The organism is Streptomyces sp. NPDC050806 (genome assembly GCF_055586425.1).
Genome location: NZ_JBVJIF010000008.1, coordinates 80932 through 104977, shown reverse-complemented (window position 1 = coordinate 104977; position 24046 = coordinate 80932). Strand labels below are relative to the sequence as shown.

Annotated in this window: 23 protein-coding genes; 8 read left to right on the top strand and 15 right to left on the bottom strand. The window is 72.2% G+C overall.

The window, feature by feature from the left end; all coding sequences use genetic code 11:
- Positions 1-21: 21 nt before the first annotated feature.
- From ACZ6WH_RS25210 to ACZ6WH_RS25195, 4 genes are all read right to left on the bottom strand, one after another.
- Entirely contained in the window at positions 22-579 is a 558-nt protein-coding gene (locus tag ACZ6WH_RS25210) for an imidazolonepropionase-like domain-containing protein (protein ID WP_469730864.1), read from the bottom strand.
- A gap of 10 nt (positions 580-589) precedes the next feature.
- A complete protein-coding gene (gene mqnC, locus ACZ6WH_RS25205; protein WP_432856195.1) occupies positions 590-1786 on the bottom strand; it encodes a cyclic dehypoxanthinyl futalosine synthase in 1197 nt (398 codons plus the stop codon).
- Positions 1787-1903: 117 nt separating this feature from the next.
- Complete coding sequence (locus tag ACZ6WH_RS25200) at positions 1904-3643, bottom strand: serine/threonine-protein kinase (RefSeq protein ID WP_469730862.1); 1740 nt, start codon at positions 3641-3643, stop codon at positions 1904-1906.
- A 440-nt stretch (positions 3644-4083) separates the two neighbouring features.
- Positions 4084-4971 (bottom strand): menaquinone biosynthetic enzyme MqnA/MqnD family protein, encoded by an 888-nt coding sequence (locus ACZ6WH_RS25195; protein ID WP_432856201.1) that lies wholly within the window; start codon positions 4969-4971, stop codon positions 4084-4086.
- Between the two features lie 322 nt (positions 4972-5293).
- Between ACZ6WH_RS25195 and ACZ6WH_RS25190 the strand changes: the two genes are divergently transcribed.
- Positions 5294-5497, top strand: coding sequence for a cold-shock protein (locus ACZ6WH_RS25190; RefSeq protein WP_003984261.1), 204 nt, complete (start codon positions 5294-5296; stop codon positions 5495-5497).
- Between the two features lie 277 nt (positions 5498-5774).
- Here the strand turns inward: ACZ6WH_RS25190 and ACZ6WH_RS25185 are convergent, their stop codons facing one another.
- Together ACZ6WH_RS25185 and ACZ6WH_RS25180 are read right to left on the bottom strand one after the other, a co-directional pair.
- Positions 5775-7631 (bottom strand): AMP-dependent synthetase/ligase, encoded by a 1857-nt coding sequence (locus tag ACZ6WH_RS25185; RefSeq protein ID WP_469731373.1) that lies wholly within the window; start codon positions 7629-7631, stop codon positions 5775-5777.
- Between the two features lie 231 nt (positions 7632-7862).
- On the bottom strand, positions 7863-9149 hold the full coding sequence (locus ACZ6WH_RS25180; protein ID WP_469730859.1) for an acetyl-CoA C-acetyltransferase: 1287 nt from the start codon (positions 9147-9149) through the stop codon (positions 7863-7865).
- A gap of 71 nt (positions 9150-9220) precedes the next feature.
- Here ACZ6WH_RS25180 and ACZ6WH_RS25175 point away from each other — a divergent pair, with 71 nt between their 5' ends.
- Together ACZ6WH_RS25175 and ACZ6WH_RS25170 are read left to right on the top strand one after the other, a co-directional pair.
- Positions 9221-10546, top strand: a complete 1326-nt coding sequence (locus tag ACZ6WH_RS25175) for a 3-oxoacyl-ACP reductase (protein ID WP_469730857.1) — start codon at positions 9221-9223, stop codon at positions 10544-10546.
- Complete coding sequence (locus ACZ6WH_RS25170; protein ID WP_469730855.1) at positions 10546-11451, top strand: MaoC family dehydratase; 906 nt, start codon at positions 10546-10548, stop codon at positions 11449-11451. The genes ACZ6WH_RS25175 and ACZ6WH_RS25170 overlap by 1 nt, the downstream gene beginning before the upstream one ends.
- A gap of 237 nt (positions 11452-11688) precedes the next feature.
- On the opposite strand, the gene ACZ6WH_RS25165 is transcribed toward ACZ6WH_RS25170, so the two are convergent.
- The gene (locus ACZ6WH_RS25165; protein WP_469730853.1) at positions 11689-12339 is read right to left on the bottom strand and encodes a TetR/AcrR family transcriptional regulator; all 651 of its coding nucleotides are present in this window, start codon (positions 12337-12339) and stop codon (positions 11689-11691) included.
- A gap of 170 nt (positions 12340-12509) precedes the next feature.
- Here ACZ6WH_RS25165 and ACZ6WH_RS25160 point away from each other — a divergent pair, with 170 nt between their 5' ends.
- On the top strand, positions 12510-13406 hold the full coding sequence (locus ACZ6WH_RS25160) for an alpha/beta fold hydrolase (protein ID WP_469730851.1): 897 nt from the start codon (positions 12510-12512) through the stop codon (positions 13404-13406).
- Positions 13407-13481: 75 nt separating this feature from the next.
- Here the strand turns inward: ACZ6WH_RS25160 and ACZ6WH_RS25155 are convergent, their stop codons facing one another.
- From ACZ6WH_RS25155 to ACZ6WH_RS25130, 6 genes are all read right to left on the bottom strand, one after another.
- Positions 13482-14834 (bottom strand): dicarboxylate/amino acid:cation symporter, encoded by a 1353-nt coding sequence (locus ACZ6WH_RS25155; RefSeq protein WP_469730849.1) that lies wholly within the window; start codon positions 14832-14834, stop codon positions 13482-13484.
- A gap of 379 nt (positions 14835-15213) precedes the next feature.
- Complete coding sequence (locus ACZ6WH_RS25150; protein WP_469730847.1) at positions 15214-15501, bottom strand: DUF4229 domain-containing protein; 288 nt, start codon at positions 15499-15501, stop codon at positions 15214-15216.
- Positions 15502-15595: 94 nt separating this feature from the next.
- Entirely contained in the window at positions 15596-16120 is a 525-nt protein-coding gene (locus tag ACZ6WH_RS25145) for a GNAT family N-acetyltransferase (RefSeq protein ID WP_469730845.1), read from the bottom strand.
- Between the two features lie 47 nt (positions 16121-16167).
- The gene (mqnE, locus tag ACZ6WH_RS25140) at positions 16168-17331 is read right to left on the bottom strand and encodes an aminofutalosine synthase MqnE (RefSeq protein ID WP_361557979.1); all 1164 of its coding nucleotides are present in this window, start codon (positions 17329-17331) and stop codon (positions 16168-16170) included.
- Positions 17332-17432: 101 nt separating this feature from the next.
- Complete coding sequence (locus tag ACZ6WH_RS25135) at positions 17433-17888, bottom strand: Lrp/AsnC family transcriptional regulator (RefSeq protein WP_361557976.1); 456 nt, start codon at positions 17886-17888, stop codon at positions 17433-17435.
- 105 nt (positions 17889-17993) lie between these two features.
- Positions 17994-18764 (bottom strand): UbiX family flavin prenyltransferase, encoded by a 771-nt coding sequence (locus tag ACZ6WH_RS25130; protein ID WP_469730843.1) that lies wholly within the window; start codon positions 18762-18764, stop codon positions 17994-17996.
- A gap of 124 nt (positions 18765-18888) precedes the next feature.
- On the opposite strand from ACZ6WH_RS25130, the gene ACZ6WH_RS25125 reads away from it, so the two are divergent.
- Together ACZ6WH_RS25125 and ACZ6WH_RS25120 are read left to right on the top strand one after the other, a co-directional pair.
- A complete protein-coding gene (locus tag ACZ6WH_RS25125) occupies positions 18889-19473 on the top strand; it encodes a rhomboid family intramembrane serine protease (RefSeq protein WP_469730841.1) in 585 nt (194 codons plus the stop codon).
- 94 nt (positions 19474-19567) lie between these two features.
- Complete coding sequence (locus tag ACZ6WH_RS25120; RefSeq protein ID WP_469730839.1) at positions 19568-20371, top strand: DUF4870 domain-containing protein; 804 nt, start codon at positions 19568-19570, stop codon at positions 20369-20371.
- Between the two features lie 109 nt (positions 20372-20480).
- On the opposite strand, the gene mqnP is transcribed toward ACZ6WH_RS25120, so the two are convergent.
- Together mqnP and ACZ6WH_RS25110 are read right to left on the bottom strand one after the other, a co-directional pair.
- On the bottom strand, positions 20481-21404 hold the full coding sequence (gene mqnP, locus ACZ6WH_RS25115) for a menaquinone biosynthesis prenyltransferase MqnP (protein WP_469730837.1): 924 nt from the start codon (positions 21402-21404) through the stop codon (positions 20481-20483).
- 19 nt (positions 21405-21423) lie between these two features.
- Entirely contained in the window at positions 21424-22881 is a 1458-nt protein-coding gene (locus ACZ6WH_RS25110) for a menaquinone biosynthesis decarboxylase (protein WP_432856238.1), read from the bottom strand.
- A gap of 89 nt (positions 22882-22970) precedes the next feature.
- Between ACZ6WH_RS25110 and ACZ6WH_RS25105 the strand changes: the two genes are divergently transcribed.
- Both ACZ6WH_RS25105 and ACZ6WH_RS25100 read left to right on the top strand, forming a co-directional pair.
- Positions 22971-23438, top strand: coding sequence for a PLD nuclease N-terminal domain-containing protein (locus tag ACZ6WH_RS25105; protein WP_469730835.1), 468 nt, complete (start codon positions 22971-22973; stop codon positions 23436-23438).
- Positions 23435-23905, top strand: coding sequence for a nucleoside deaminase (locus tag ACZ6WH_RS25100; RefSeq protein WP_469730834.1), 471 nt, complete (start codon positions 23435-23437; stop codon positions 23903-23905). Before ACZ6WH_RS25105 ends, ACZ6WH_RS25100 begins: the two co-directional genes overlap by 4 nt.
- Positions 23906-24046 lie beyond the last annotated feature (141 nt).

Here is a 24046-nt window from a genome sequence, read left to right as displayed (position 1 = left end):
CCCGAAGGGATGGGCCGGGATTCAGCGCCGCCGGTACACCAGGCGGCCACCGAGGGCCGTGGCCAGGCAGGTGCCGTCCGCCGCGAGGACCGTGAAGTCGGCGGGGGCGCCGGGGGCGAGGGTGGTCGGACGGTCCCGCAGGCCCGAGCGGGTCACCGCCGTGCGGACCGACGGGCGGGTGAAGGGGCCCGTGAGGGACGTCGTACCGGTGGACAGCAATCGCTGGAGGCCGCGGCGGGCGCTGCCGCCCCAGCGGGTGTCGGTCAGGTCGAGGGCGGCGAGGTCCGCGCCGCGGATCGGCTCGGTGCCCAGCTCGGCGGCCTCGCGCGGGTCGGGGTGGTAGGCCGCCTCCAGATACGCGGCGCCGTCGGGCTCGTGGCGGCCGGGGGTCAGTACGCCGTCCCACTCGCGCACCCGCGCCCGCTCGCCGTACTCGGCGGCCAGCTCCCCGTACGGTCCGATGGCCTCGATGCGGGAGCCGGAGACCAGCACCGCGTCCGCGCCGGGGGCCGGGCCACCGGGCGGGGTGCCGGCGGTCGAAGCGGCCTCGACCGCGCGGACGTGGTGCAGGGTCAGCATGGCGGGCGGCTCAGTTGGCTTCGACGAGCTTCAGCTCGGGGTGGGCCTTGGCCTTGTCGAACGCCGTGGAGGAGATGTGCGAGGTGACGCGGTCGTCGACCGGGTCGTTCGCCGGGTCGTCGTGGACGACGAGGTGCTCGTACGTCGTGGCGCGCTGCGCCGGGACGCGGCCCGCCTTGCGGATCAGGTCGATGATCTCCTGGCGGTTGGAGCGGTGCTTGGCACCGGCCGAGGAGACGACGTTCTCCTCCAGCATGATCGAGCCGAGGTCGTCCGCGCCGTAGTGCAGCGACAGCTGGCCGACCTCCTTGCCGGTGGTCAGCCAGGAGCCCTGGATGTGGGCGACGTTGTCGAGGAAGATCCGGGCGATCGCGATCATCCGCAGGTACTCGAAGAGCGTGGCCTGGGTGCGGCCCTTCAGCGCGTTGTTCTGCGGCTGGTAGGTGTACGGGATGAACGCGCGGAAGCCGCCCGTCCGGTCCTGTACGTCACGGATCATGCGGAGGTGCTCGATGCGCTCGGCGTTGGTCTCGCCCGTACCCATGAGCATGGTGGAGGTGGACTCGACGCCCAGGTTGTGGGCCTCCTCCATGATCTCCAGCCAGCGCTCGCCGGACTCCTTCAGCGGGGCGATGGCCTTGCGGGGGCGGGCCGGGAGCAGCTCGGCGCCGGCGCCCGCGAAGGAGTCGAGACCGGCGGCGTGGATGCGCTGGATCGCCTCCTTGGTGGAGACCTTGGAGATACGGGCCATGTGCTCGACCTCGGAGGCGCCGAGGGAGTGGATGACCAGCTGCGGGTACGCCTTCTTGATCGCCGCGAAGTGCTCTTCGTAGTACTCGACGCCGTAGTCCGGGTGGTGGCCGCCCTGGAACATGATCTGGGTGCCGCCCAGCTCCACGGTCTCCGCGCAGCGGCGCAGGATGTCGTCGAGGTCCCGCGTCCACACGTCGGGGCTCTTGGGCGCGGCGAAGAAGGCGCAGAACTTGCACGCCGTCACGCACGAGTTCGTGTAGTTGATGTTCCGCTCGATGATGTACGTCGCGATGTGCTCCGTGCCGGCGTAGCGACGGCGGCGCACGGCGTCGGCGGCCTTGCCGAGGGCGTGCAGCGGAGCGTCCCGGTACAGCTCGACGGCTTCCTCGGGGGTGATCCGCCCGCCTTCCGCGGCGCGGTCGAGTACGGACTGGAGGTCGGCGTTCTCGGTCACCGGGCGTCCCTTCGAGGTTCTTGAACGGGCATGCGTCACGCCCGATCCAGCGTACGCCAGGGGTCCGACGGGGCCGCTGGCGGTCGGCCGGTTCGTCCGGTACGCGCGGGCCCGGCGTCAGCCGGCCCGGGAGAGGCGGGCGGTCGGGCGGCCGCCCCGCTCGTCGTCGGAGGCGTAGGCGAGGCCGTCGCCGTCCCGGGTGAGGGTGACGGTCGCGGTCTGCCCCGTGCACAGCGCGCCCGCGTCGGCGTCCGCCGTCTCCTCGAGGGTGAGCCGGCGGGCGGTGGCCGCGCGCAGCTCGCCGGAGGCATGACACTTCGCGATCATCACGTCGTACGTCAGCTTCGCCACCTTCTCGCCCACGGCCCCCTTGCCGACGGTCACCAGGACCGAGCCGTTGGGCGAGCCGTCGTCCTGCCGGACGGTGCCGGTCCAGGTGCCGAGGAACTCCTTGGGCACGGCGCCCGCCGGGCCGGACGGGGTCGCGGCGGGCGGCGGCCCGGCCTGGTCCCCGCCGCCCTTCCCGCCGCCGCCCGGCAGCAGCTGGAAGACGAAGGCGGCGGTGGTCGCGGCGGCCAGCGCCCCGGCGACGGACAGCACCAGCGTGCAGCTCAGCCGGCGGGGCCGCACCCGGCCGCCGACCATGCCGGTCAGCGAGAGCCGGCGTTCCTTCCCGCCGGACGGACGCGAGGGGGCGGAGCCGGTGCCCGCTCCGGGGCCGCCGGCCGCGGGCGCCGGCCACTCCGGGCGCGGCGGAACCACGGCCCGGGAGTCGAAGGGCACGGGCCCGGAGGCGGGCCCGCCGGCCGCCCCGGGGCCGTACGCGGGACCGGCGGCGTACGGCAGGCCGGCCGCGTACGAGGGGTCCGGCGGGCCGAAGCCGGCGACGGGAGCGGCGGGGGCCGGCCCGAGAGGCGGCCCGCTCCCCGCCCCCGAAGGCGGGCCGTCCCGGCTCTCCGCCTCCAGGTTCAGCACCTCGACGGCGCGGCGGCTGACCTGTTCGACGACTCGCGGCGGCAGCCATCCCGCGCGCGCCAGGGCCGCCGCGCCCTGCTCCCCCGCCAGCCGCCGGGCCAGCGCGGCGGGCGACGGCCGGTCCCCGGCCCGCTTGAGCAGGCAGTCCGAGACCAGCGCGCGCAGGTCGCCGGTCAGCTCGGGGCCGAGGCGCGGCTCCTCGTGCACGACCTTGTAGAGCAGCGCGGCCGAGCTGTCCCCGGGGAACGGGCTCTCCCCGGTCGCCGCGTACGCCAGGACCGCGCCCAGCGAGAAGACGTCCGAGGCGTCGGTGACGCCGTCGCCGAGGATCTGCTCCGGCGCCATGTAGCCGGGCGAGCCGACCGAGACGCCGGTGGCGGTGAGCGAGGAGGTGCCGTCCGTGGCACGGGCGATCCCGAAGTCGATGAGCAGCGGGCCGTCCAGGGTGAGCAGCACGTTGGACGGCTTCACGTCCCGGTGGACCAGGCCCAGGCCGTGCACGGCGGCCAGCGCCTCGGCCAGGCCCGCGCCCAGGACCCGTACGGAGTGCTCGGGCAGCGGGCCGTGGCCGGTGACGGCGGCGTCCAGCGCGGGGGCCGCGACGTACGCGGTGGCGACCCAGGGGACGGCCGCTTCGGCGTCGGCGTCCAGGACGGGCGCGGTCCAGGTGCCGCCGACGCGGCGCGCGGACGCCACCTCGCGCCGGAACCTGGCCCGGAACTCGTCGTCGGCAGCGAACTGCGGGTGGACGGCCTTCACCGCGACCGTCCGGCCGCCGGGGCTGCGCCCCAGGTAGACCCGGCCCATGCCGCCCGCGCCGAGCCGGGCGAGCAGCTTGTACGTGCCGATCTCCGCCGGATCCTCCGCTGCCAGCGGCTGCATGGACTCCCGCCTCCCCCTCGCATCCCACCCGTTCGCCTCAGCTTAGGACGGCGGCGATCCGGCCACCGGAGGAATGGGGTCGGCCGGCGCCGGGCCGCCGCCCGGAATGCGGGGTGTTTTCCGGCCGCGGGCGGGGCGCACGCCCACCGGAAAATCGGCCCTCAATTCCGGGCGTCACCCATTCCGGGAAATGCCGCCGTGTCGTTCGCGCAGAGTTCACGAAGAATTCCCGGCGGCGGGAGAGCCGGGAAGCGGGATCGGAAGGGGCCGGGAGGGCGGGACCGGAAGGGCCGGAAGGAAGAGGGCGCGGGAAGAGAAGAACAGCAGAAAGGTGTATAGGGCATGAAAAATGCGAGGGCCCGGCGCCGCCCACCGGCGACCGGCCCCCGCATCCCGGACCGAGCGGCCCGGCCACCGGGCCCGCGAGGCCCGGTGATGGATCACACGTCCAGCAGGTCCACCCGGACGTCCGCGGGGAAGCCCGTGGTCGGGCCCGTGCGGCGGGCGAATTCGGTGACGCCGCGCAGCTGGTCGGGGCCGAAACGGAAGTCCAGCGTGGTGAAGTACTTCGCGAGGACGTCCTCGTCGAAGTGCTCCCAGCGGGCCGCCTGCTCGGCGACCTTGCCGACCTCCTCCAGGGACAGGTCACGGGAGGCCAGGAACGCCTCGTGCACCTTCTGCACGACGACCGGCTCGCGCTCCAGGTAGTCGCGCCGGGCCGCCCACACCGCGAAGACGAACGGCAGGCCGGTCCAGTCCTTCCACATCTGGCCGAGGTCGTGGACCTCCAGGCCGAGCCGGGGCGCCTCGTGCAGGTTGGCGCGCAGCGCGGCGTCGCCGATGAGGACGGCCGCGTCCGCCTCCTGCATCATCACGCCCAGGTCGGGCGGGCAGGTGTAGTAGTCCGGCGTGACACCGACCTTCTCCGCGAGCAGCAACTGCGCCAGCCGTACGGAGGTGCGCGAGGTCGAGCCGAGCGCGACCCGGGCACCGTCCAGCTGCTCCAGCGGCTTCTGCGAGACGATCACGCAGGACATCACCGGACCGTCGCAGCCCACCGCGATGTCGGGGAAGGCGACCAGCTGGTCGGCGTGCTTGAGGAACTCGACGAGGGTGATCGGACCCATGTCCAGCTCGCCCGCGACCAGCTTGTCGTTCAGCTGGTCGGGGGTGTCCTTGGTGAGCTCCAGATCGAGCAGGGTGCCCGTACGGGCCAGGCCCCAATAGAGGGGCAGGCAGTTCAGAAACTGGATGTGGCCCACCCGCGGCCGGGTCCGGCGGTGGCCGGCGGTCGGTGCGGGTGCGTCTCCTACGGTTGAATTGTCCACATGTGGAGGCTAGACCCGGGGAACACGCCACAAGGCGGCGGGGGCCTCCGTATGGCCTGAGAGCGCCACGCGCGCACATCCACAGCGCATCCCGACGCTTCGGATGCGGCGCTCCAGGAGTGGCCTGAACCCCGGCACGACGATAAACGTGATCTTTGGCTCTTCCGCCTTCTCAGCGCACCGTGCTAGGCTCAGCGCAAGTTGCAGTTTGGTTTCCCTTGCAGTACAGAGCCTGCGGATCATGTGACCCGCAGGCATTTGTAGTTTTCAGACTTGTTTGCAGGTTCTGGAGCAGGGCAACCCTTTGGCCCAAGGAGGGCTTATGGCTACCGGAACCGTCAAGTGGTTCAACGCCGAGAAGGGCTTCGGCTTCATCGCCCAGGACGGCGGCGGCCCCGATGTCTTCGTCCACTACTCCGCGATCAACGCCTCTGGCTTCCGCTCCCTTGAGGAGAACCAGCAGGTGAACTTCGACGTCACGCAGGGTCCGAAGGGCCCGCAGGCGGAGAACGTCACCCCGGTCTGAGTTGCCCGGGCCGGCCGGTCGCGGCCGTAAGTAGCAGTACCCAAGGAGCCCTGCTCCGCCACTCCGGTGGCGAGCGGGGCTCCTGCCTTTTTCCGGTGCCTTTCCGGCGCCTTCGCCGGCACCCGGCCCGTCCCGGCCGGGGGCGACCAGGGTCGACCGGCCCGACAAACCGGGCACAAAGGGTGGAGCCCCGCGCCGCCTCCCCCACAGAGGCGACACGGGACTCCAGTCTGACGCGCCCGGTTCGACGTACGACGGGCGGGGGTCGGTTCCGCGCTCAACTACTTTCGTACAGCGCCTCGATGTCTTTCGCATAGTCCCGTGCAATGGCCACTCGCTTCAGTTTCAACGAAGGAGTGAGGTGGCCGGCCTCCTCGGTGAAGTCGCCCGGCAGCACGGCGAAGCGCCGGACGGACTCGGCACGGGACACCAGCCGGTTGGCGTCGTCCACCGCGCGCTGCAGGTCGGCGAGGAGCCGTTCGTCGCGGACCAGCTCCGCCAGGGGCACGTCCTGCTTCTTCTGCATCCGGCGCCAGTGCGCCAGCCCGTCCGGCTCCAGGGTGATCAGCGCGGCGACGTACGGGCGGTTGTCGCCCACCACCAGGCACTGGCCGACCAGCGGATGCGCGCGCATCCGGTCCTCCAGGGGCGCCGGCGCGACGTTCTTGCCGCCGGAGGTCACGATGATCTCCTTCTTGCGGCCGGTGATGGACAGATAGCCGTCCGCGTCCAGCGCGCCGAGGTCGCCGGTGGCGAACCACGCCTGCGCGTCGGCGGCCGGCACGGCGGTCCCGCTCGCCGCGTCCCAGTAGCCGGTGAAGACCTGCCCGCCGCGCAGCAGCACCTCCCCGTCGTCGGCGATGCGGACCGCGCTGCCGGGCAGTGGCCAGCCCACGGTGCCCAGGCGCGGCTTGAGCGGCGGGGTGACGGTGGCGGCCGCCGTGGTCTCCGTCAGGCCGTAGCCCTCGAAGACCTGGATGCCGGCGCCCTCGTAGAAGGAGGCCAGCCGGCGGCCGAGCGGGGAGCCGCCGCAGATCGCGTACCGGACCCGGCCGCCGAGCGCCGCCCGTATGCGGCGGTAGACCAGCGGGTCGTACAGGCCGCGCGCCGCCTTCAGGCCGATCCCGGGGCCGGATCCGGTGCCGTGCTCGGCGGCCTCGACGGCCTGGCCGTACGCGCGGGCGATGCGTGCGGCGCGGTCGAAGGACGAGGCGCGGCCCATCTTCTCCGCGGTGGCCCGGCCGGTGTTGTAGACCTTCTCCAGCACGTACGGGATGGCCAGCAGGAACGTCGGGCGGAAGCCGGCCAGGTCGGCGAGCAGGTCCTCGGTCCGGATGCTGGGCGCGTGGCCGAGCTTCACCCGCGCCCGCAGACAGCCGACCGCGACCATCCGGCCGAAGACGTGCGAGAGCGGCAGGAAGAGCAGGGTCGAGGCGGGGTCCTTGCTGACCGACCGGAAGACCGGGTGCAGCAGCTCGATGGAGTTGTCGACCTCGGCGAAGAAGTTGCCGTGCGTCAGGACGCAGCCCTTGGGGCGCCCGGTGGTGCCGGAGGTGTAGATCAGGGTGGCGGGGTCGGCCGGGCCGCGGCCGGCGCGGCGCTTGGCCACCTCGTCGGGGAGCAGGTCGCGGCCGGCCGAGGTGATGTGCGAGACGGCTCCGGCGTCGAGCTGCCAGAGGTGGTTCAGGGCGGGGAGTTCGCCGCGTACGCCGCTGATCATGCGGGTCTGCTCGACGTGCTCCACGACGCAGGCGCGGGCCCCGGAGTCCTGCAGGATCCACTGGGCCTGGTGGGCCGAGGAGGTCGGGTACAGGGGCACGGTGACCAGGCCGGCCGCCCAGGACGCGAAGTCGAGCAGGGTCCACTCGTAGCTGGTCCTGGCCATGATGGCGAGGCGGTCGCCGGGGCGCAGGCCGTGCGCGATCAGGCCCTTGGCGAGGGCCAGCACCTGCTCGGCGAACTCGGCGGCGGTCACGTCGCGCCAGCTGCCGTCGTGCTGCTTGCGGCCGAGGACCACCTCGGTGGGGGCCTGGGCGGCGTTGTCGAAGGGGATGTCGCCGAGGGAGCCGGTGGGGACGGCGGGGGCGAGCGGGGGGACGGAGACCTCGCGCACGGTGCCGTCCTCGACGGTCATGTGCGGCGGTATCAGTACGGGTTTCGTGGGTGGTGCGGCTTCCTGGCGGGACACGAGCGGCTCCTCAGGCGGGCGGGCGCCCCGAGGGGGCGGGGCGCCCTGGACTGTCCGGCGGAACTTCCGTGGTGCTGGGGTGCTGCGGTGGTGCGTGGGGGGGGCTGGCGCAGCCGTACTACGGCCGGTGCGTGGGGTGGGCCGGTGCTTCGGTACCGCGGCCGGCCGGTGCGGGCGTCAGGCGCGTTCGAGGATCGCCGTGACGCCCAGACCGCCCGCGGCGCAGATCGAGATCAGGCCGCGTACGGGCGTGCCCTCGGCAGCGGGCTCGCGTGCGGCCAGCAGCTCGGCGAGGGTGGCGACGATGCGGGCGCCGGTCGCGGCGAAGGGGTGGCCGGTGGCGAGCGAGGACCCGGCGACGTTGAGCCGGTCGCGGTCCACGGGGGCCAGCCCCTGCTTCTCCCAGGCGGCGAGGGTGGCCAGTACCTGGGAGGCGAACGCCTCGTGGATCTCGACCAGGTCGAAGTCCTCGATGCCGAGCCCGGCCCGCTCCAGCATCCGCGGCACGGCGTACGCGGGCGCCATCAGCAGCCCGTCGTCCCCGTCCACGAAGTCCACCGCCGCCGTCTCGTACGCGGTGAGGTGGGCCAGCGGCTTCAGGCCGCGCGCGCTCGCCCACTCCTCGCTCGCCAGCAGCACGGTCGCCGCGCCGTCGGTCAGCGGGGTGGAGTTGCCCGCCGTCATGGTCGCGTCGCCGTCCCGGACCCCGAAGACGGGCGTGAGCCGGGCGAGCTTCTCCGCGGTCGAGTCCGGCCGGAGGTTCTGGTCCCGGTCCAGGCCGCGGAAGGGCACGACGAGGTCCTTGAGCAGGCCGCCGTCGTACGCGGCGGCCAGCCGCTGGTGGCTGGTGGCCGCCAGCGCGTCCTGGTCCTCGCGCCGGATGCCCCACTTCTTGGCCGTACGGGCCGCGTGCTCGCCCATGGAGAGGCCGGTGCGCGGCTCGGCGTTGCGCGGGATCTCGGGGACGAGGTGGCGCGGCCGGATGCGGGACAGCTCCTTGAGGCGGGCGCCGGCCGACTTCGCGCGGCGGGTGGCCAGCAGGATCCTGCGCAGCTCTTCGTTGACGCCGAGCGGGGCGTCGCTTGCGGTGTCGGAACCGGCGGCTATCGCGCTGTCGAGCTGACCGAGGGCGATCTTGTTGGCGGCGGCGATCACGGCCTGGAGGCCGGTGCCGCACGCCTGCTGGATGTCGTACGCGGGCGTGCGCGGGTCCAGCCCGGAGCCGAGCACGGTCTCGCGGGCGAGGTTGAAGTCGCGGCTGTGCTTGAGCACCGCGCCCGCGACGACCTCGCCGATCCGCTCGCCCTCCAGGTCGAACCGGCCGACCAGGCCGTCCAGCGCCGCGGTCAGCAGCTCCTGGTTGGAGGCGGTGGCGTACGGGCCGTCCGAGCGGGCGAAGGGGATGCGGCTGCCGCCGATCACCGCGACCCGCCGGATGCCCGCGGTGTTCTCCTGCGTACTCATCCTCGACCAGCTCCTGACCCTTGAGTAACCTTACTCGGAAGTAAATTTACGCGAGAACCAGGAGCCGGCCAATGCCCGATCGCTACCTTCGTTTCACGCAATCCGGTCCGGGCCGCTTCGTGACCCGGCGGCTGGGGCTGCCGCAGCCGGCCCCGCTGCACCGCTGGAGCGCGGAGCGGCCGGTACTGGAGGGCCCGCTCCTGCACGTCACGGCCGGGAAGAGCACGGCCGACCCCGCGGCCGTACTGGCCCGCACCGGACTGCCCGTGCACACCTCCCGCGAGGAAGGGGCGCGGTACGCGGCGGTCGTCGTCGACGCCACCGGCGCTGCGGACGTGGCCACGCTGCGCGAGGTGCACGACGGGCTGCATCCGGTGATGCGGTCGCTGACGGACGACGCCCGGCTGATCGTGCTCGGCTCGGCGCCCGACCCGGCGGACCACCACCAGGCCGCCGCGCAGCAGGCCCTCGAAGGGTTCGTACGGTCGCTGGGCAAGGAGGCGGGCCGCGGCCGCACGGCCCAGCTGCTGCGGCTGGCCCCGGATGCCGCCGAGGCGGCCGAGTCCACCCTCCGCTTCCTCCTCTCCCCCCGCTCCGCGTACGTGAGCGGCCAGGTCATCGGGGTCGAGGCCGCCGAGGTGACCGCTGCCGAAGACCGGGACCGGCCGCTGGAGGGGCGTACGGCGCTGGTGACCGGTGCCGCACGCGGGATCGGCGAGGCGGTCGCGGAGACGCTGGCCCGGTACGGCGCGCGGGTGGTCTGCCTGGACGTGCCGCAGGCCGAGGCGGAGGTACGGGCGGTCGCCGAGCGGCTGGGCGGGCAGGCCCTCGCGCTGGACATCACCGCGGCGGACGCGGGCGAGCGGATCGCCGCGGCCCTCCCCGACGGCCTGGACGTCCTCGTCCACAACGCGGGCATCACCCGCGACCGGCGGCTGGCCAACATGGCGGCCGACCGCTGGGACGCCGTACTGGACGTCAACCTCGCCGCGGTGCTCCGCACGACCGACCAGCTGCTGGCCGCGGGCACGCTGCGGCGCGGCACGGGGCGGATCGTCGCCACCGCGTCCATCGCCGGGATCGCGGGGAACACCGGCCAGACGAACTACGCGGCCAGCAAGGCCGGCATCATCGGCCTGGTCCGCTCGCTGGCGCCGCGCGCGGCGGAGGAACACGGCGTGACGGTCAACGCCGTGGCACCCGGCTTCATCGAGACGAAGATGACCGCCGCCGTCCCGCTCTTCATCCGGGAGGCCGGCCGCCGGATGAACTCGCTCGGGCAGGGCGGCCTGCCGGCCGATGTCGCCGAGACCATCGCCTGGCTCGCGGACCCGGCCTCCGGAGGCGTCAACGGCCAGGTCGTACGGGTCTGCGGGCAGAGCCTGCTGGGGGCGTGATGGCGGACACGAGGACGGACCTGACACTGGCGCGCGCGCCGCGCCTGATGCCGGCGCTGGGGAAGGGGGTGCTGACCGGGATCGGCAAGCGGCCCCGGCCGGACGCGCCGCTGCCCGCCGTACGGCTCACCCTGCCCGGCGTACGGGCCGACCCCGCGCGTACCGCCGCGTACGCCGAGGTCTGCGGCTTCGCCGCGCACGCCCCCGTACTGCCGGTCACCTACCCGCACATCCTCGGCTTCCCGCTGGCGGCACGGCTGATGAGCGCCCGCGCCTTCCCGCTCCCGATGCTCGGCCTGGTCCACACCACGATCGAGATCGTCCAGCACGCGCCGCTCCCCGCCGACGAACCGCTGGACCTCACGGTGTACGCGGCGGAACTCCGGCCGCACCGGCGGGGCACCGAGGCCGTCATGGTCACGGAGGCCCGGCGGGACGGCGAGCCGGTCTGGGAGGACCGCAGCACGTACCTGGCCCGGCACCGCACGGAAGCGGCGTCCGAGCCGGCCACTCCCCCGCCGGCGGCCACTCCCGCGCCGACCGCCCCTTCGCCGGCCGCCCCGGCGCTGCCGTCCCGTGCCGAATGGCGGCTGGCCGGCGACCTCGGCCGCCGCCACGCCGCCGTCTCCGGCGACTACAACCCGATCCATCTGCACCCGCTGACGGCCCGCCCCCTCGGCTTCCCCCGCGCCATCGCCCACGGCATGTGGACCTTCGCCCGCTGCGCGGCCGAGGCCGTGCCCGCGGACGCCCGCGCCGTGCGCATCGCCTCGGAGTTCCGCGCCCCGGTACTCCTCCCGGCAACGGTGACCTACGCCGCCGCAGGCCCCGCCTTCGAACTCCGCGCCGGCCCGGACCACGAGAACCGGCTGCACCTGACGGGGGAGGCGGAGATCAGCACCTGAGCGAGCCGCTGCCGCAGAACACGCACGCGTTCCCCTGCGGCAGCCCGCTCAGCGCCCGGTGCCGCAGACAACTCGCGCTCGCCGCCTCCTCAGGGGCGGGGAAATCGGCACAACCGGCCCGGCCTCAGGGGCGCGGGGAACTGCGCGAACAACCACGACGGCGCGGCAGCCGCCCGGCACACCGTGCCGGGCAGCACCGGGCGCTCCCCGCCCGCCGTGAAGACGTTGCCCGCCGGCTCACCCGCCCGGTGACCAGCGGACCCCCGACATCAGGGGGCCCAGGCCCGTCCAGGCGAAGTTCATGAGGGTGGCGGCGGTTTCCTTGGCGGTGGGGCGGGATTCGGCGGGGCGGGCGTTGGCCCACTCGGCGAGGGACTCGGCGGCGCCGACGAGGGCGTGGGAAAGGCCGGAGACCTCGCGCTCCGCCAGGTTCCCGTCGCAGCCCGCCTCCCGCGCGGCGGCGCCGATCAGACCGGTGACGAACTCGGTGATCTCGGTCCGCATCGCGGCCACTTCGAGGGCGAACGGCTCGCCGTGCGTGCGGGCCTGCTGGTGCAGTACCGCCCAGCCGTCCGGGTGCTCGGCGGTATGCGCGAAGAAGCCCTGTACCCCGCTCCACAGCTGCCGGTCGGCCGGCGCCCCGGCCTCCACAGCGGCCCGTACCGCGGCGACCAGGGCCGCGGCCTCGCGCCGGATGACCGCGCTGAACAGCTCTTCCTTGGAGTTCAGGTAGAGGTAGACCAGCGGCTTGGAGACGCCGGCGACCTCGGCGATCTCGTCCATGGAGGCGGCGCGGTAACCGCGCCGCGCGAAGGTCAGCACGGCCGCGTCCATCATCTGCTGCTCGCGCACCGCCCGCGGCACCCGCTTGCTTTTCACGTCACCCACACCGAACATCCTTCCGCCCCGCCCTCTTACCGCGAAGTAAGTTTACGGATCCGCCCGCACGGGGTCCGTCCTTCGCGGGCGATATTGCGTTGACGTGGCCGTCGACATTGCGAGACGGTACGGTTCGTTTTGCGAGACGTTGCGTCTCGCGGTGAAAGAAGGGGGTTGCCATGGATGGCGGACAGTACGTGGAGGTGGCGCCCGGCGTGCGCCTGTGGGCCGAGGAGCGCGGCCCGGCGGACGCCCCGCCGCTGCTGCTGATCATGGGCGCGCAGGCGTCCGGACTGGGCTGGCCCGACGAACTGGTCGACGCGCTCGCCGCCCGTCACCGGGTCATCCGCTACGACCACCGCGACACCGGGCGGTCCCCCTGGGCCTTCGACGAGCGGCCGTACCGGATCGCCGACCTGGCCGAGGACGCGATCGGCGTGCTCGACGGGCTGGGCGTGGCCCGGGCACACCTCGTCGGGATGTCGCTGGGCGGGATGCTCGCGCAGCTGCTGATCGCCGACCATCCGGACCGGGTGCTCAGCGCGACGCTGCTGGGGACCTGCGCGCTGAGCACGGCGGATCACGTACGGCCCGACGGCACCCGGGTGCCGGCCGCGGAGCTGCCGGGCATCGCGCCGGAGGTCCTGGCGGCCTGGGCGCAGCCCGTCGAGGACCACGGCCCGGAGGCCGAGCTGGACCGGCGGGTCGCGCACTGGCGGCTGCTCAGCGGCGGCGGCATCCCGTTCGATGCGGCGTACTTCCGCGCGCTGGAGCGGCGGATCATCGCGCACACGGGGCGGTACGGCACCAACAGCGCGCACGCCCGCGCCGACGACTCGGGGATGCTGCGGACGGCGGAGCTGGCCGGGACGGAGGTGCCCACGCTCGTCGTGCGCGCGAGCGCCGAGCCGGTGTTCCCACCGGCGCACGCGGAGCACCTGGCGCAGGTCATCGGACGTGGCACCACCCGGATCGTGGAGATCCCCGGGATGGGGCACGCGCTGCCCCGGGAGGTGCTCGGGCCGCTGGCCGACGCGGTGCTGGAGCACACCCTTCAGGTGCGTACGGCCCCCTGACGCACGGACGCCCCGGAGCCGGGTGGCTCCGGGGCGCTGTGCCGTACGGGGGGGGGCCGGTGCGGCCCGGAGGGGTCAGCCGGCGGCGGGTGCCGGGACGCTGACCTTCTGCTCCGCCTCTTCGGCCGCCGCGGCCGTCCCGGCGTCGCCGTCCAGGCCGACGCCGGTGGCCGAGGCGTACGCGTCGCGGTCCAGGATCTTCTCCTTGGCGGAGACCAGGATCGGGACGACGACCTGGCCGGCCACATTGGTGGCGGTACGCATCATGTCCAGGATCGGGTCTATCGCCATGAGGAGGCCGACACCGGCCAGCGGCAGGCCGAGCGTGGACAGGGTCAGGGTCAGCATGACCGTGGCGCCGGTGAGGCCGGCGGTGGCGGCCGAACCGATGACCGAGACGAACGCGATCAGGACGTAGTCGGCGATGCCGAGGTGCACGTCGAAGATCTGCGCGATGAAGATCGCGGCGAGCGCCGGGTAGATGGAGGCGCAGCCGTCCATCTTGGTGGTCGAGCCGAAGGGCACGGCGAAGGACGCGTACTCCTTCGGGACGCCGAGGCGCTCGGTGACCTTCTGGGTGACCGGCATCGTGCCGACCGAGGAGCGGGACACGAAGGCCAGCTGGATCGCGGGCCAGGCACCGCGGAAGAACTGCAGCGGGTTGACCTTGGCGACCGTGGCGAGCAGCAGCGGGTAGACGCCGAACATCACCAGCGCGCAGCCGACGTAGATGTCGACGGTGAAGGTCGCGTACTTGCCGATGAGGTTCCAGCCGTACGTGGCGATCGCGTTGCCGATGAGGCCGACGGTGCCCAGCGGGGCCAGCCGGATGACCCACCACAGGGCCTTCTGCAGCAGCTCCAGCGCCGAGCGGCTGAGCTTGAGGACCGGCTCGGCCTTCTCGCCCAGCTGGAGCGCGGCGATGCCGACGACGGCGGCCATGAACACGATCTGCAGGACCTGCAGCTCGGTGAACGGCGTGATGATGTCGGTCGGGATGATCCCGGTCAGGAAGTCGATCCAGGTGCCGGCGTGGTCGGGCTTGGAGCCGTCGGCGGGCGTGAGGCCGGTGCCGGCGCCGGGGTTGGTGACCAGGCCGATGGCCATGCCGATCGCGACCGCGATCAGCGAGGTGACCATGAACCACAGCAGGGTGCGGGTGGCGAGCCGGGCGGCGTTGTTGACCTGCCGCAGGTTGGTGATCGACACCACGATGGCGAAGAAGACCAGCGGGGCCACGGCCAGCTTCAGCAGCTGGACGAAGAGCTCACCGATCTTGCCGAGGGTGGTGACCAGCCAGCCGATGTCGCCGCTCTTGGCGATCCAGCCGAGGAGCACACCGAGGACGAGACCCAGCAGGATCTGCGCCCAGAAGGGGACTCTCGGTATGCGGGAGGTCTTGGGAGAGGTCTCGGAAGACGTGGACAACGGGCACACTCCGGGTGCGTACAGGCTTCGGGAAGAGGGCGTGGAGCGCCAGGAGGTCCGTTTGCGGGATCTCCGGCCGCTGGGCTGGACGTCCGGGGACGTCAGCGGCGGCAACAGGCCGCGGACACACAGCGGCAAAGATCGACGTGCAGGCGCGCCACGAGCGTGATGCTCATGGGGAACTGGTGCGCTACTGCTGTCTTCATGTCCATTACGTTAACACTTGAACTTTGGGGTACTCAAAGAAAATCTTTGGCACCCGTCGGCCCTCGGCCGGACGGTAAACGTCAACGCCCGCCCGTGGAGCGGAAACTCCACGGGCGGGCGTGAACGGTGTGTGAGCTGTCTTACAGGCCGTCGGGCCGGCCGGGCGGCACCCTCAGATGCCGTCCTCCTGGCTGCGGCTGGCGGCGAGCCGGGCCTTCTGGCGGTCCACCTTGGCCACGATCTGCTGGGACATGGCGTCCCGCTGCTTGCGCAGCAGCACGAAGCTGAGCGGCGCGGAGATCACGATGGCGAGCAGCAGCATCCAGACGGTGTTCGAGGCGCCCACGGCCAGCGGGATGACGTGGAGGTACGCGAGGGCCCAGACGACCGCGAAGCACACGACGAAGATGCCCACGCGGGAAGCGGTGTACAGGAGTGCGGCGTGCTTCTGGCTGCTCACGGTCGGACCTTCTTCTCAACGACAACCGAAAGGGTCTGCATCCAGTCAAGCACAGCGCTCCGGACGATCTTCCGCGCCCCCGGCGTCGGGGGCGTCAGGCCACTTCGCGCCACATCGTGATGTCGTCGCGGTAGTCGTCGTCGGCGACCTTGATCGCGTCGGGGACCCGGCCGACCTCCTTGTATCCGCAGGAGGCGTAGAAGCGGTCGGCTCCGGTGCCGCCGCGGCAGGTGAGCCGGAGTCCGCGTATCGCCTCGGTGTCCCGCGCGGCGTCCTCGACCGCCGCCATCAGGTCGCGCCCCACGCCCTGCCCCTGGAGCGAGGGGTGCACCATCACGCTGTACACCCACAGCCAGTGCTTCATGAGCCGGTGGGTGTTCACGTACACGAAGGCGGTGGCCAGCGGGGTGCCCGACGCGTCCCGGCCGACGACCAGCCGGGCCCGGCCCTCGGCCATCGCGGCCAGGTGCTTGATCAGCTCGGGGCGGATGTCCTCGCGGGTGACGGGCGGCACGAAGCCGACCGCTCCGCCGGCGTTGGAGACATCGGCCCACAGCGCGCAGATCCCGTCACGCAGTTCAGGGGTGACAGAAGGGTCCAGGTCGAAGCGCACGCTCATGACCTGGACCCTAATCCGTCACTCCGGTGACCGGAAAGCTCGTTCCGTCACACCCGCATCGGCTGCGGCGCCTCGCGGCGGTTGGCGTCCGGGCCCGGGTACTCGCGGATGATCTCGTACCGGGTGTTGCGCTCGACCGGCGTGAAGCCCGCGTCCGTGATGAGGTCCAGCAGGTCCTCGCGGGTGAGCTTGTTCGGCGTGCCGTAGTTGTCGGCGTCGTGCGTGATCTTGTACTCGACGACCGAGCCGTCCATGTCGTCCGCGCCGTGCTGGAGCGCCAGCTGCGTGGTCTGCAGACCGTGCATCACCCAGAAGCACTTCACGTGCGGCACGTTGTCGAAGAGCAGCCGGGAGACCGCGAAGGTCTTCAGCGCCTCGGCGCCGGTGGCCATCGTGGTGCGCGCCTGGAGCTTGTTGCGGATCTTGCCGTCCTGCATGTCCACGAAGTCGTGCTGGTAGCGCAGCGGGATGAAGACCTGGAAGCCGCCGGTCTCGTCCTGCAGCTCGCGCAGCCGCAGCACGTGGTCGACGCGGTGGCGCGGCTCCTCGATGTGCCCGTACAGCATCGTGGAGGGCGTCTTGAGGCCCTTCTGGTGCGCCAGGCGGTGGATGCGCGACCAGTCCTCCCAGTGGGTGCGGTGGTCCACGATGTGCTGCCGGACCTCCCAGTCGAAGATCTCGGCGCCGCCGCCGGTCAGCGACTCCAGGCCCGCGTCGATCAGCTCGTCGAGGATGTCCGAGGCGTCCAGGCCCGAGATGGACTCGAAGTGGTGGATCTCGGTCGCGGTGAAGGCCTTCAGCCCGACGTCGGGCAGCGCCTCCTTGAGGGCCTTCAGGGAGCGGGGGTAGTAACGCCAGGGCAGATTCGGGTGCAGCCCGTTGACGATGTGCAGCTCGGTGAGGTTCTCGTTCTCCATGGCCTTGGCCAGGCGGACGGCCTCCTCGATGCGCATCGTGTAGGCGTCCTTCTCACCCGGCTTGCGCTGGAAGGAGCAGTACGCGCAGGAGGCGGTGCACACGTTCGTCATGTTGAGGTGCCGGTTGACGTTGAAGTGCACCAGGTCGCCGTTCATACGGGTACGTACCTCGTGCGCGAGTCCGCCGAGCCATGCCAGGTCGTCGGACTCGTAGAGGGCGATGCCGTCCTCACGGGTCAGCCGCTCACCGGCATGGACCTTCTCCTCCAGCTCGCGCTTGAGCCCAGCGTCCATTCCGGTCCGCCTCCATTGTTCTGCCGAATAACAAGCCTCATCGACCTTACTCCCCCGGTTTTCGCCCGGGCGGCGCCCCCGTGTGCGGCCACAACGGGCCGCTAGACCTCCTCGGGAAGCTCCCCGACGCGGTTCTCCCACTTCGTGGAGAGCACGACGGTGGTGCGCGTCCGGGACACGCCCTTCGTGCCGGACAGCCGGCGGATGGTCCGCTCCAGACCGTCCACGTCGCCGACCCGCACCTTGAGCATGTACGAGTCGTCGCCCGCGATGAACCAGCAGTCCTCGATCTCGGCGAGGTCGCGCAGCCGGTGGGCGAGTTCCTCGTGGTCGGTGGCGTCCGTCAGGGAGATGCCGACCAGGGCCGTGACGCCCAGGCCCAGCGAGGCGGCGTCGACGGTGGCGCGATAGCCGGTGATCACGCCGGCCGACTCCAGCCGGTTGATGCGGTCCGTGACGCTGGGGCCGGAAAGACCCACGAGCCGGCCGAGCTCCGCGTACGAGGCCCTGCCGTTCTCGCGCAGTGCCTGAATGAGCTGCCTGTCCACCGCGTCCATTGCGTCCCCGACCTTTCAATCTTTCCGCACTGCCACTACTGATTACGAAATCTAAGGCATGCAGGGCGATTTAGCCTGCAATCCCAGGTAACAAACGGAGTTCGATCACCGATTTCTGCTCGGGCGGCTCGCTTCGCCGCCCTCGTCACGCGTGGCCCCGCCACCGTCCCCGCCGCCGCGCGACGCGCCGCCGAGCTCGCCCTCCCAGCGCCGGTACAGGCCGTGCGGCACCTCCGCCGCGTCCAGCGCCCGGCCGGCCACGAAGTCCACCAGGTCCTGGATGTGCGTCGCCCCCGCGTAGAACGCGGGCGAGGCCGGCAGCACCACGGCGCCCGCCTCGTCCAGGGCGACCAGGTGCTTGAGGGTCTGCCCGTTCAGCGGCGTCTCGCGCACCGCGACGACCAGCTTCCTGCGCTCCTTCAGCGTCACGCTCGCCGTCCGCTGCAGCAGGTCCTTCGACAGCCCCAGCGCCACCCCGGCCACACACGCCGTGCTGGCCGGCACGATCAGCATGCCCTTGGCCGGGTACGAGCCCGACGACGGGCCCGCCGCCAGATCACCGGCCGGCCAGTGCCGTACGTCCGCCAGGTCCGCCTCGGTGACCGGAAAGGTGTCCGGCTTGCCGTCGGCGCCCCGCGCCAGCCACTCGCGCAGGTCCGTGCGCCAGTGCGCGTCCCGGAAGGAGATCCCGGTCTCGTCCAGCAGCGTCAGCCGCGAGGCACGGCTCACCACCAGATCCACGGCCTCCCCGGCGGCCAGCAGCCCGCGCAGCACCGACGCGGCGTACGGGGTTCCGGACGCGCCGGAGACCCCGACGACCCACGGCCTGCGGCCGGTGCCGGCGTGCTGACTGGTGACGTTGTGCGGCGGCTCCACGGCACCGAGCCTATCCGGCGGAACCAGAAGCACCGTCACAGCCGTTGTTGCTTGTGAGCTCGTGCGGCCTCGCCGGCCGCACGGACTCGGCGCACACCCCGGTGCACAGGTGAGGAGGGCCGACATGGGAGCACGCGCCAAGCCCGCCGCGCTGCTGGTGCTGGCCTGGGCCGGACTGCTGTGGGTCCTGGAGGTGGTGGACGTCGCGAGCGGGCACGCCCTGGACACCTTCGGCATCCGGCCCCGCGAGCTGAGCGAACTGATCGACGTGGTCCCCGCGACCGCCGTCCACTTCGGCTTCGCCCATCTGATGGCCAACACCCTCCCGCTGCTCGTGCTCGGCTTCCTGGCGGGGCTCCGCACCGGGGTCCGCAGACTGGCCGGCGTCGTGCTGCTCATCGCCGTCGTCAGCGGCCTGGGCGTCTGGCTGATATCGCCACCGGGGAGCAACACCGCGGGCGTCTCCGGCGTGATCTTCGGGCTCTTCGGCTACCTCGTCGTGCGCGGCTTCATCGAGCGCAAGGCCCTGGACATCGCCATCGGCCTGCTCGTCGCGGTGCTCTACGGCTCGCTCCTGTGGGGCGCGCTCCCGGCCGCCGACGGCATCAGCTGGCAGGCGCACCTCTTCGGACTCGCCGGCGGGGTGCTGGCCGCCCATGCCTTCCGGGCCCGGACTCCGGCCCTCCGCTCGTCCGGCGGCGTCCCGTAGTCTCGCCTGCAGGCGGACGCGCCGGTCCTACGACGCACGCCGCCCGTGTCCAGCGCCTCGCGCGCGAGAGTTACGTCATCGGGGGGATCAGCCCATGGTCGAATTCGACAAGTCCGCGTCCGAGCCGCCGGCCGAGGGACAGCCGCAGCAGGGCGGGCAGCCGCAGCAGCCCCCGCAGAGCGGCCAGCAGCCGCCGCAGGGTGGCCAGCCGTACGGCCAGCAGCCCCCGCCGCAGCAGCCCCAGGGTGGCGCGCCGGGTGCCGCGCCCGGATACGGCCAGCCGTACGGCGCCGCGCCCGGCGGCCCCCAGTACGGCTACCCGCAGCAGGGTGGCCCGCAGTACGGCGGCCAGCAGTACGGCGCGTACGTCCCCGGCGGGGAGCAGCCGCAGCAGCCGTACGGCGCGCCCGGCGGCCCCGGCTGGGGTGGACAGCCCGGGTACGGCTACGCCCCGCAGCGCCCCTCGACCTCCCCCGCGATGTGGGCGCACCTCGGCGCGGTGCTCACCGTCTTCGTCGGCACGGGCATGTGCTGCATCGGCATGCTCTGCGGCTGGATCGCCCCGCTCTCCATCCGCGGCAACGGCCAGAACGAGCACGACCCCTACATCCGCCACCACACCGCCCAGGGCATGAACTACGGCATCACCCAGGCGATCATGTCGGTGATCACCGCGGTGCTGTACTTCGTCGTCGTGGTCGGCGGCGCCATGACCGCCGACTCCGGCACGGGCGACCCCGGGGCGATGTTCTTCATCCCGCTGATCGCCTACCTCGTGATCTTCGGCGCGTACTGGATCACCACGCTGGTCTTCGGGATCATCGGCACGGTGAAGGCCAACAGCGGGCAGCTGTGGTCCTACCCCACGCTCGTGGCCTGGCGCTTCGTCAAGAACTGAGCCGGTGCGCCGGCGCACGGCCCGCGCGACGCACGAGGGGCCGGTACCCACCCGGGTACCGGCCCCTTTGCCGTACTCGCCCGCGGTCAGGGCGGCGCCGGCCCCGCGGTCAGGGCGTCAGCCCCCGCACCACCAGGTCCAGCAGCGCGCAGACGAACAGCGCCATGCCGATGAAGCCGTTGACGCTGAAGAACGCCCGGTTCAGGCGCGACAGGTCGTGCGGCCGGACGATCGTGTGCTCGTACAGGAACGCGCCCGCGACGATCACGAGGCCGACCCAGAAGAACACCCCGGCGCCGGTGGCCAGCGCGTACCAGACCAGCAGCGCCATCGTGACCGCGTGGCAGGCCCGGGCGCCGTGCAGCGCGGCGGGGATACCGAAGCGGGCCGGTACCGACTTCACGCCGTGCGCACGGTCGGCCCGCACGTCCTGGCAGGCGAAGATCAGGTCGAAGCCGCCGATCCAGATGCCCACCGCGAGACCGAGGATCACCGCGTCCCACGACCAGCTGCCGGTGATCGCGAGCCAGGCGCCGACCGGCCCGATGGCCTGGGCCAGGCCCAGGATGGCGTGCGGGAAGTTCGTGAACCGCTTGCCGTACGGATAGACCACCATCGGCACCACCGCGACCGGCGCGAGCGCCAGGCACAGCGGGTTGAGCAGCGCGGCGGCGCCCAGGAAGACGACGACGGCGACCAGCGCGCCGGTCCAGGCGGAGCGGACGGACACCGCTCCGGTGACCAGCTCGCGGCTCGCGGTGCGCGGATTACGGGCGTCGATCTCGCGGTCGATGATGCGGTTCGCGGCCATCGCGAAGGTCCGCAGGCCGACCATGCAGACCGTCACCAGCAGCAGCGGCCACCAGTGGATGGTCCGGTCCTGCTGGTACATCGCGGTGAAGGCGGCGATGTAGGCGAAGGGCAGCGCGAAGACCGAGTGCTCGATCATGACGAGGCGCAGGAACGCCTTGATCTTGCCGGGCTGCGCGGGCTCCGGCCCGACGAGGTCCGAGGTTGCTGAATCTGCACTCATACGTGGCTACCGGCCGGCCTCAGAGGCCGTACTCCTTCCATCGGCGGGACACCTTGTCCGCGGTCGCGGGGTCCGAATCGACCATCTCCGGCCATCCGCCGTCCCGCGTGTACCCCTCCCCGGGCAGCTTCGCGGTCGCGTCGATGCCGGCCTTGCCGCCCCAGAACTGCTGGTACGAGGCATGGTCGAGGTGGTCGACCGGGCCTTCGACGACGGTCAGGTCGCGGGCGTAGTCGGTGTTGCCCAGCGCCCGCCAGGCGACCTCGTGATAGTTGTGCACGTCGCAGTCGGAGTCCACCACCACGATCAGCTTGGTGAGGGACATCATGTGCGCGCCCCAGATGGCGTGCATGACCTTCTGCGCGTGCTTGGGGTACTTCTTGTCGATCGAGACGATCGCACAGTTGTGGAAGCCCCCGGACTCCGGCAGGTGGTAGTCCACGATGTCCGGGATGATGATCTTGAGCAGCGGGAGGAAGAACCGCTCCGTGGCCCGGCCCAGCGGCCCGTCCTCCGTCGGCGGCCGGCCGACCACGATCGACTGCAGCAGCGGACGCTTGCGCATCGTGACGCAGTCGATCTTCAGCGCCGGGAAGTCCTCCTGCGGCGTGTAGAAGCCGGTGTGGTCGCCGAAGGGGCCCTCGGGCAGCGTCTCGCCCGGCTCCAGCCAGCCCTCGATCACGACCTCGGCGTTGGCCGGGACCTGGAGCGGCACGGTCTTGCAGTCGACCATCTCGATCCGCTTGCCCTGCACGAAGCCCGCGAAGAGGTACTCGTCGATGTCACCGGGCAGCGGCGCGGTCGAGGCGTACGTCACGGCCGGCGGGCAGCCGAAGGCGATCGCGACCGGCAGCTTCTCGCCGCGCTTGGCGGCGACCTGGTAGTGGTTCCGGCTGTCCTTGTGGATCTGCCAGTGCATGCCGATGGTGCGCTTGTCGTGGCGCTGGAGGCGGTACAGGCCCAGATTGCGGACGCCGGTCTCGGGGTGCTTGGTGTGGGTCAGGCCCAGGTTGAAGAACGAGCCGCCGTCCTCGGGCCAGGTGAACAGGGCCGGCAGCCGGTCCAGGTCCACCTCGTCGCCCTTGAGGACGACCTCCTGCACGGGCGCGTCGTCGGCCTTCACCTTGCGCGGCGGGACGTGCGTCATGTTCGCGAGCTTGCCGAACGCCTCGCGGATGCCGACGAAGCCCTGCGGCAGCTCGGGCTTGAGCAGGCCGCCGATCGCGTTGCTGATCTCGTCGTAGGACTTCAGCCCGAGCGCCTTCAGCAGGCGGCGGTCGGTGCCGTAGACGTTCATGGCCAGCGGCATCGCCGAGCCCTTGACGTTCTCGAAGAGGAGCGCGGGGCCGCCGGCCTTCTGCACCCGGTCGACGATCTCCCCCACTTCCAGGTACGGGTCGACCTCGGCCTTGATGCGCTTCAGGTCGCCTTCGCGGTCGAGCGCCCGCAGGAACGAGCGAAGATCGTCATAAGCCATGCATCCCAGTATCCGGTACGCACTACCCTGGACTGGTCACTGGGGCCGCGCTCACCGGCCCGCCCGGCCACTCCCAGGGGGAGCGACACATGCTGCGGGTGCTGATGATCCTGGTGCCGCTGGCACTGAGCATCTATGCGTTCATCGACTGCGTCACCACCGATGAGAAGCATGTGCGCCACATGCCCAAACCACTCTGGGCGATCCTCGTGCTCCTCTTTCCGCTCGTCGGTTCGGTCTCCTGGCTGATCGCCGGGAAGGACCGGGCCGCGCTCGCCGCCCAGGACGGCGGCCCTCGGCGCGGGGGCGGCCGGGGCGGCTGGGTCGCGCCGGACGACAATCCCGAGTTCCTGGAGAAGCTGGGTACGCAGGAGCGGGCGCAGCGGCGGGACGAGGACGAGGCGCTGCTCAAGGACTGGGAGGCGGACCTGAAGCGCCGCGAGGAGGAGCTGCGCCGCCGCGAGACCGGCGAGCAGCGGGAATCCGGGGAGCCCCGCGAGGCCGGGGACCGCCGTGAGTCCGGGGACCGGCGCGAGTCGGGGGAGCGGGACGAATGAGCGGCCACGACGTGTCCGGCGCGCCCGGCGCGGCCGCGATGCTGGCCACCGCGGTGGCCGAGGCCCGCGCCGGTCTCGCCTCGGGCGGCATCCCGATCGGCGCGGCGCTGTACGGCGCTGACGGGACCCTGCTCGGCCGCGGCCACAACCGCCGGGTGCAGGACGGCGACCCGTCGGTGCACGCGGAGACCGCGGCGTTCAGGGCCGCGGGGCGGCAGCGCTCCTACAAGGGCACGACGATGGTGACCACGCTCTCGCCCTGCTGGTACTGCAGCGGCCTGGTGCGCCAGTTCGGGATCTCCCGGGTGGTGGTCGGCGAGGCGGAGACCTTCCACGGCGGCCACGACTGGCTGGCCGAGCACGGCGTGGAGATCGTGGTGCTGGACGATCCGGAGTGCGTGGCGATGATGCGCGACTTCATCGCCGAGCGGCCCGAGCTGTGGCACGAGGACATCGGCGAGGACTGACCGCGCCCCTGCCCGCTGCCCGCTGCCCGCTGCCCGCGTGACCTTTCCCTGAGCCTCCGTCAGGAAACGGCGCCCCCGCCCTAGGCTGCCCACGATGATCGACTTCGGTGGACGGTCCCGGTCCGGAGGTTGCCCCCGGCA

Bases quoted from the DNA above. Each gene is read 5' to 3' on its own strand.
- ACZ6WH_RS25210 (WP_469730864.1), bottom strand. From the start codon at position 579: ATGCTGACCCTGCACCACGTCCGCGCGGTCGAGGCCGCTTCGACCGCC.
- ACZ6WH_RS25200 (WP_469730862.1), bottom strand. From the start codon at position 3,643: ATGCAGCCGCTGGCAGCGGAGGATCCGGCGGAGATCGGCACGTACAAG.
- ACZ6WH_RS25190 (WP_003984261.1), top strand. From the start codon at position 5,294: ATGGCTACCGGAACCGTCAAGTGGTTCAACGCCGAGAAGGGCTTCGGC.
- ACZ6WH_RS25185 (WP_469731373.1), bottom strand. From the start codon at position 7,631: ATGACCGTCGAGGACGGCACCGTGCGCGAGGTCTCCGTCCCCCCGCTC.
- ACZ6WH_RS25180 (WP_469730859.1), bottom strand. From the start codon at position 9,149: ATGAGTACGCAGGAGAACACCGCGGGCATCCGGCGGGTCGCGGTGATC.
- ACZ6WH_RS25175 (WP_469730857.1), top strand. From the start codon at position 9,221: ATGCCCGATCGCTACCTTCGTTTCACGCAATCCGGTCCGGGCCGCTTC.
- ACZ6WH_RS25170 (WP_469730855.1), top strand. From the start codon at position 10,546: ATGGCGGACACGAGGACGGACCTGACACTGGCGCGCGCGCCGCGCCTG.
- ACZ6WH_RS25160 (WP_469730851.1), top strand. From the start codon at position 12,510: ATGGATGGCGGACAGTACGTGGAGGTGGCGCCCGGCGTGCGCCTGTGG.
- ACZ6WH_RS25145 (WP_469730845.1), bottom strand. From the start codon at position 16,120: ATGAGCGTGCGCTTCGACCTGGACCCTTCTGTCACCCCTGAACTGCGT.
- mqnE (WP_361557979.1), bottom strand. From the start codon at position 17,331: ATGGACGCTGGGCTCAAGCGCGAGCTGGAGGAGAAGGTCCATGCCGGT.
- ACZ6WH_RS25135 (WP_361557976.1), bottom strand. From the start codon at position 17,888: ATGGACGCGGTGGACAGGCAGCTCATTCAGGCACTGCGCGAGAACGGC.
- ACZ6WH_RS25125 (WP_469730841.1), top strand. From the start codon at position 18,889: ATGGGAGCACGCGCCAAGCCCGCCGCGCTGCTGGTGCTGGCCTGGGCC.
- ACZ6WH_RS25120 (WP_469730839.1), top strand. From the start codon at position 19,568: ATGGTCGAATTCGACAAGTCCGCGTCCGAGCCGCCGGCCGAGGGACAG.
- mqnP (WP_469730837.1), bottom strand. From the start codon at position 21,404: ATGAGTGCAGATTCAGCAACCTCGGACCTCGTCGGGCCGGAGCCCGCG.
- ACZ6WH_RS25110 (WP_432856238.1), bottom strand. From the start codon at position 22,881: ATGGCTTATGACGATCTTCGCTCGTTCCTGCGGGCGCTCGACCGCGAA.
- ACZ6WH_RS25105 (WP_469730835.1), top strand. From the start codon at position 22,971: ATGCTGCGGGTGCTGATGATCCTGGTGCCGCTGGCACTGAGCATCTAT.
- ACZ6WH_RS25100 (WP_469730834.1), top strand. From the start codon at position 23,435: ATGAGCGGCCACGACGTGTCCGGCGCGCCCGGCGCGGCCGCGATGCTG.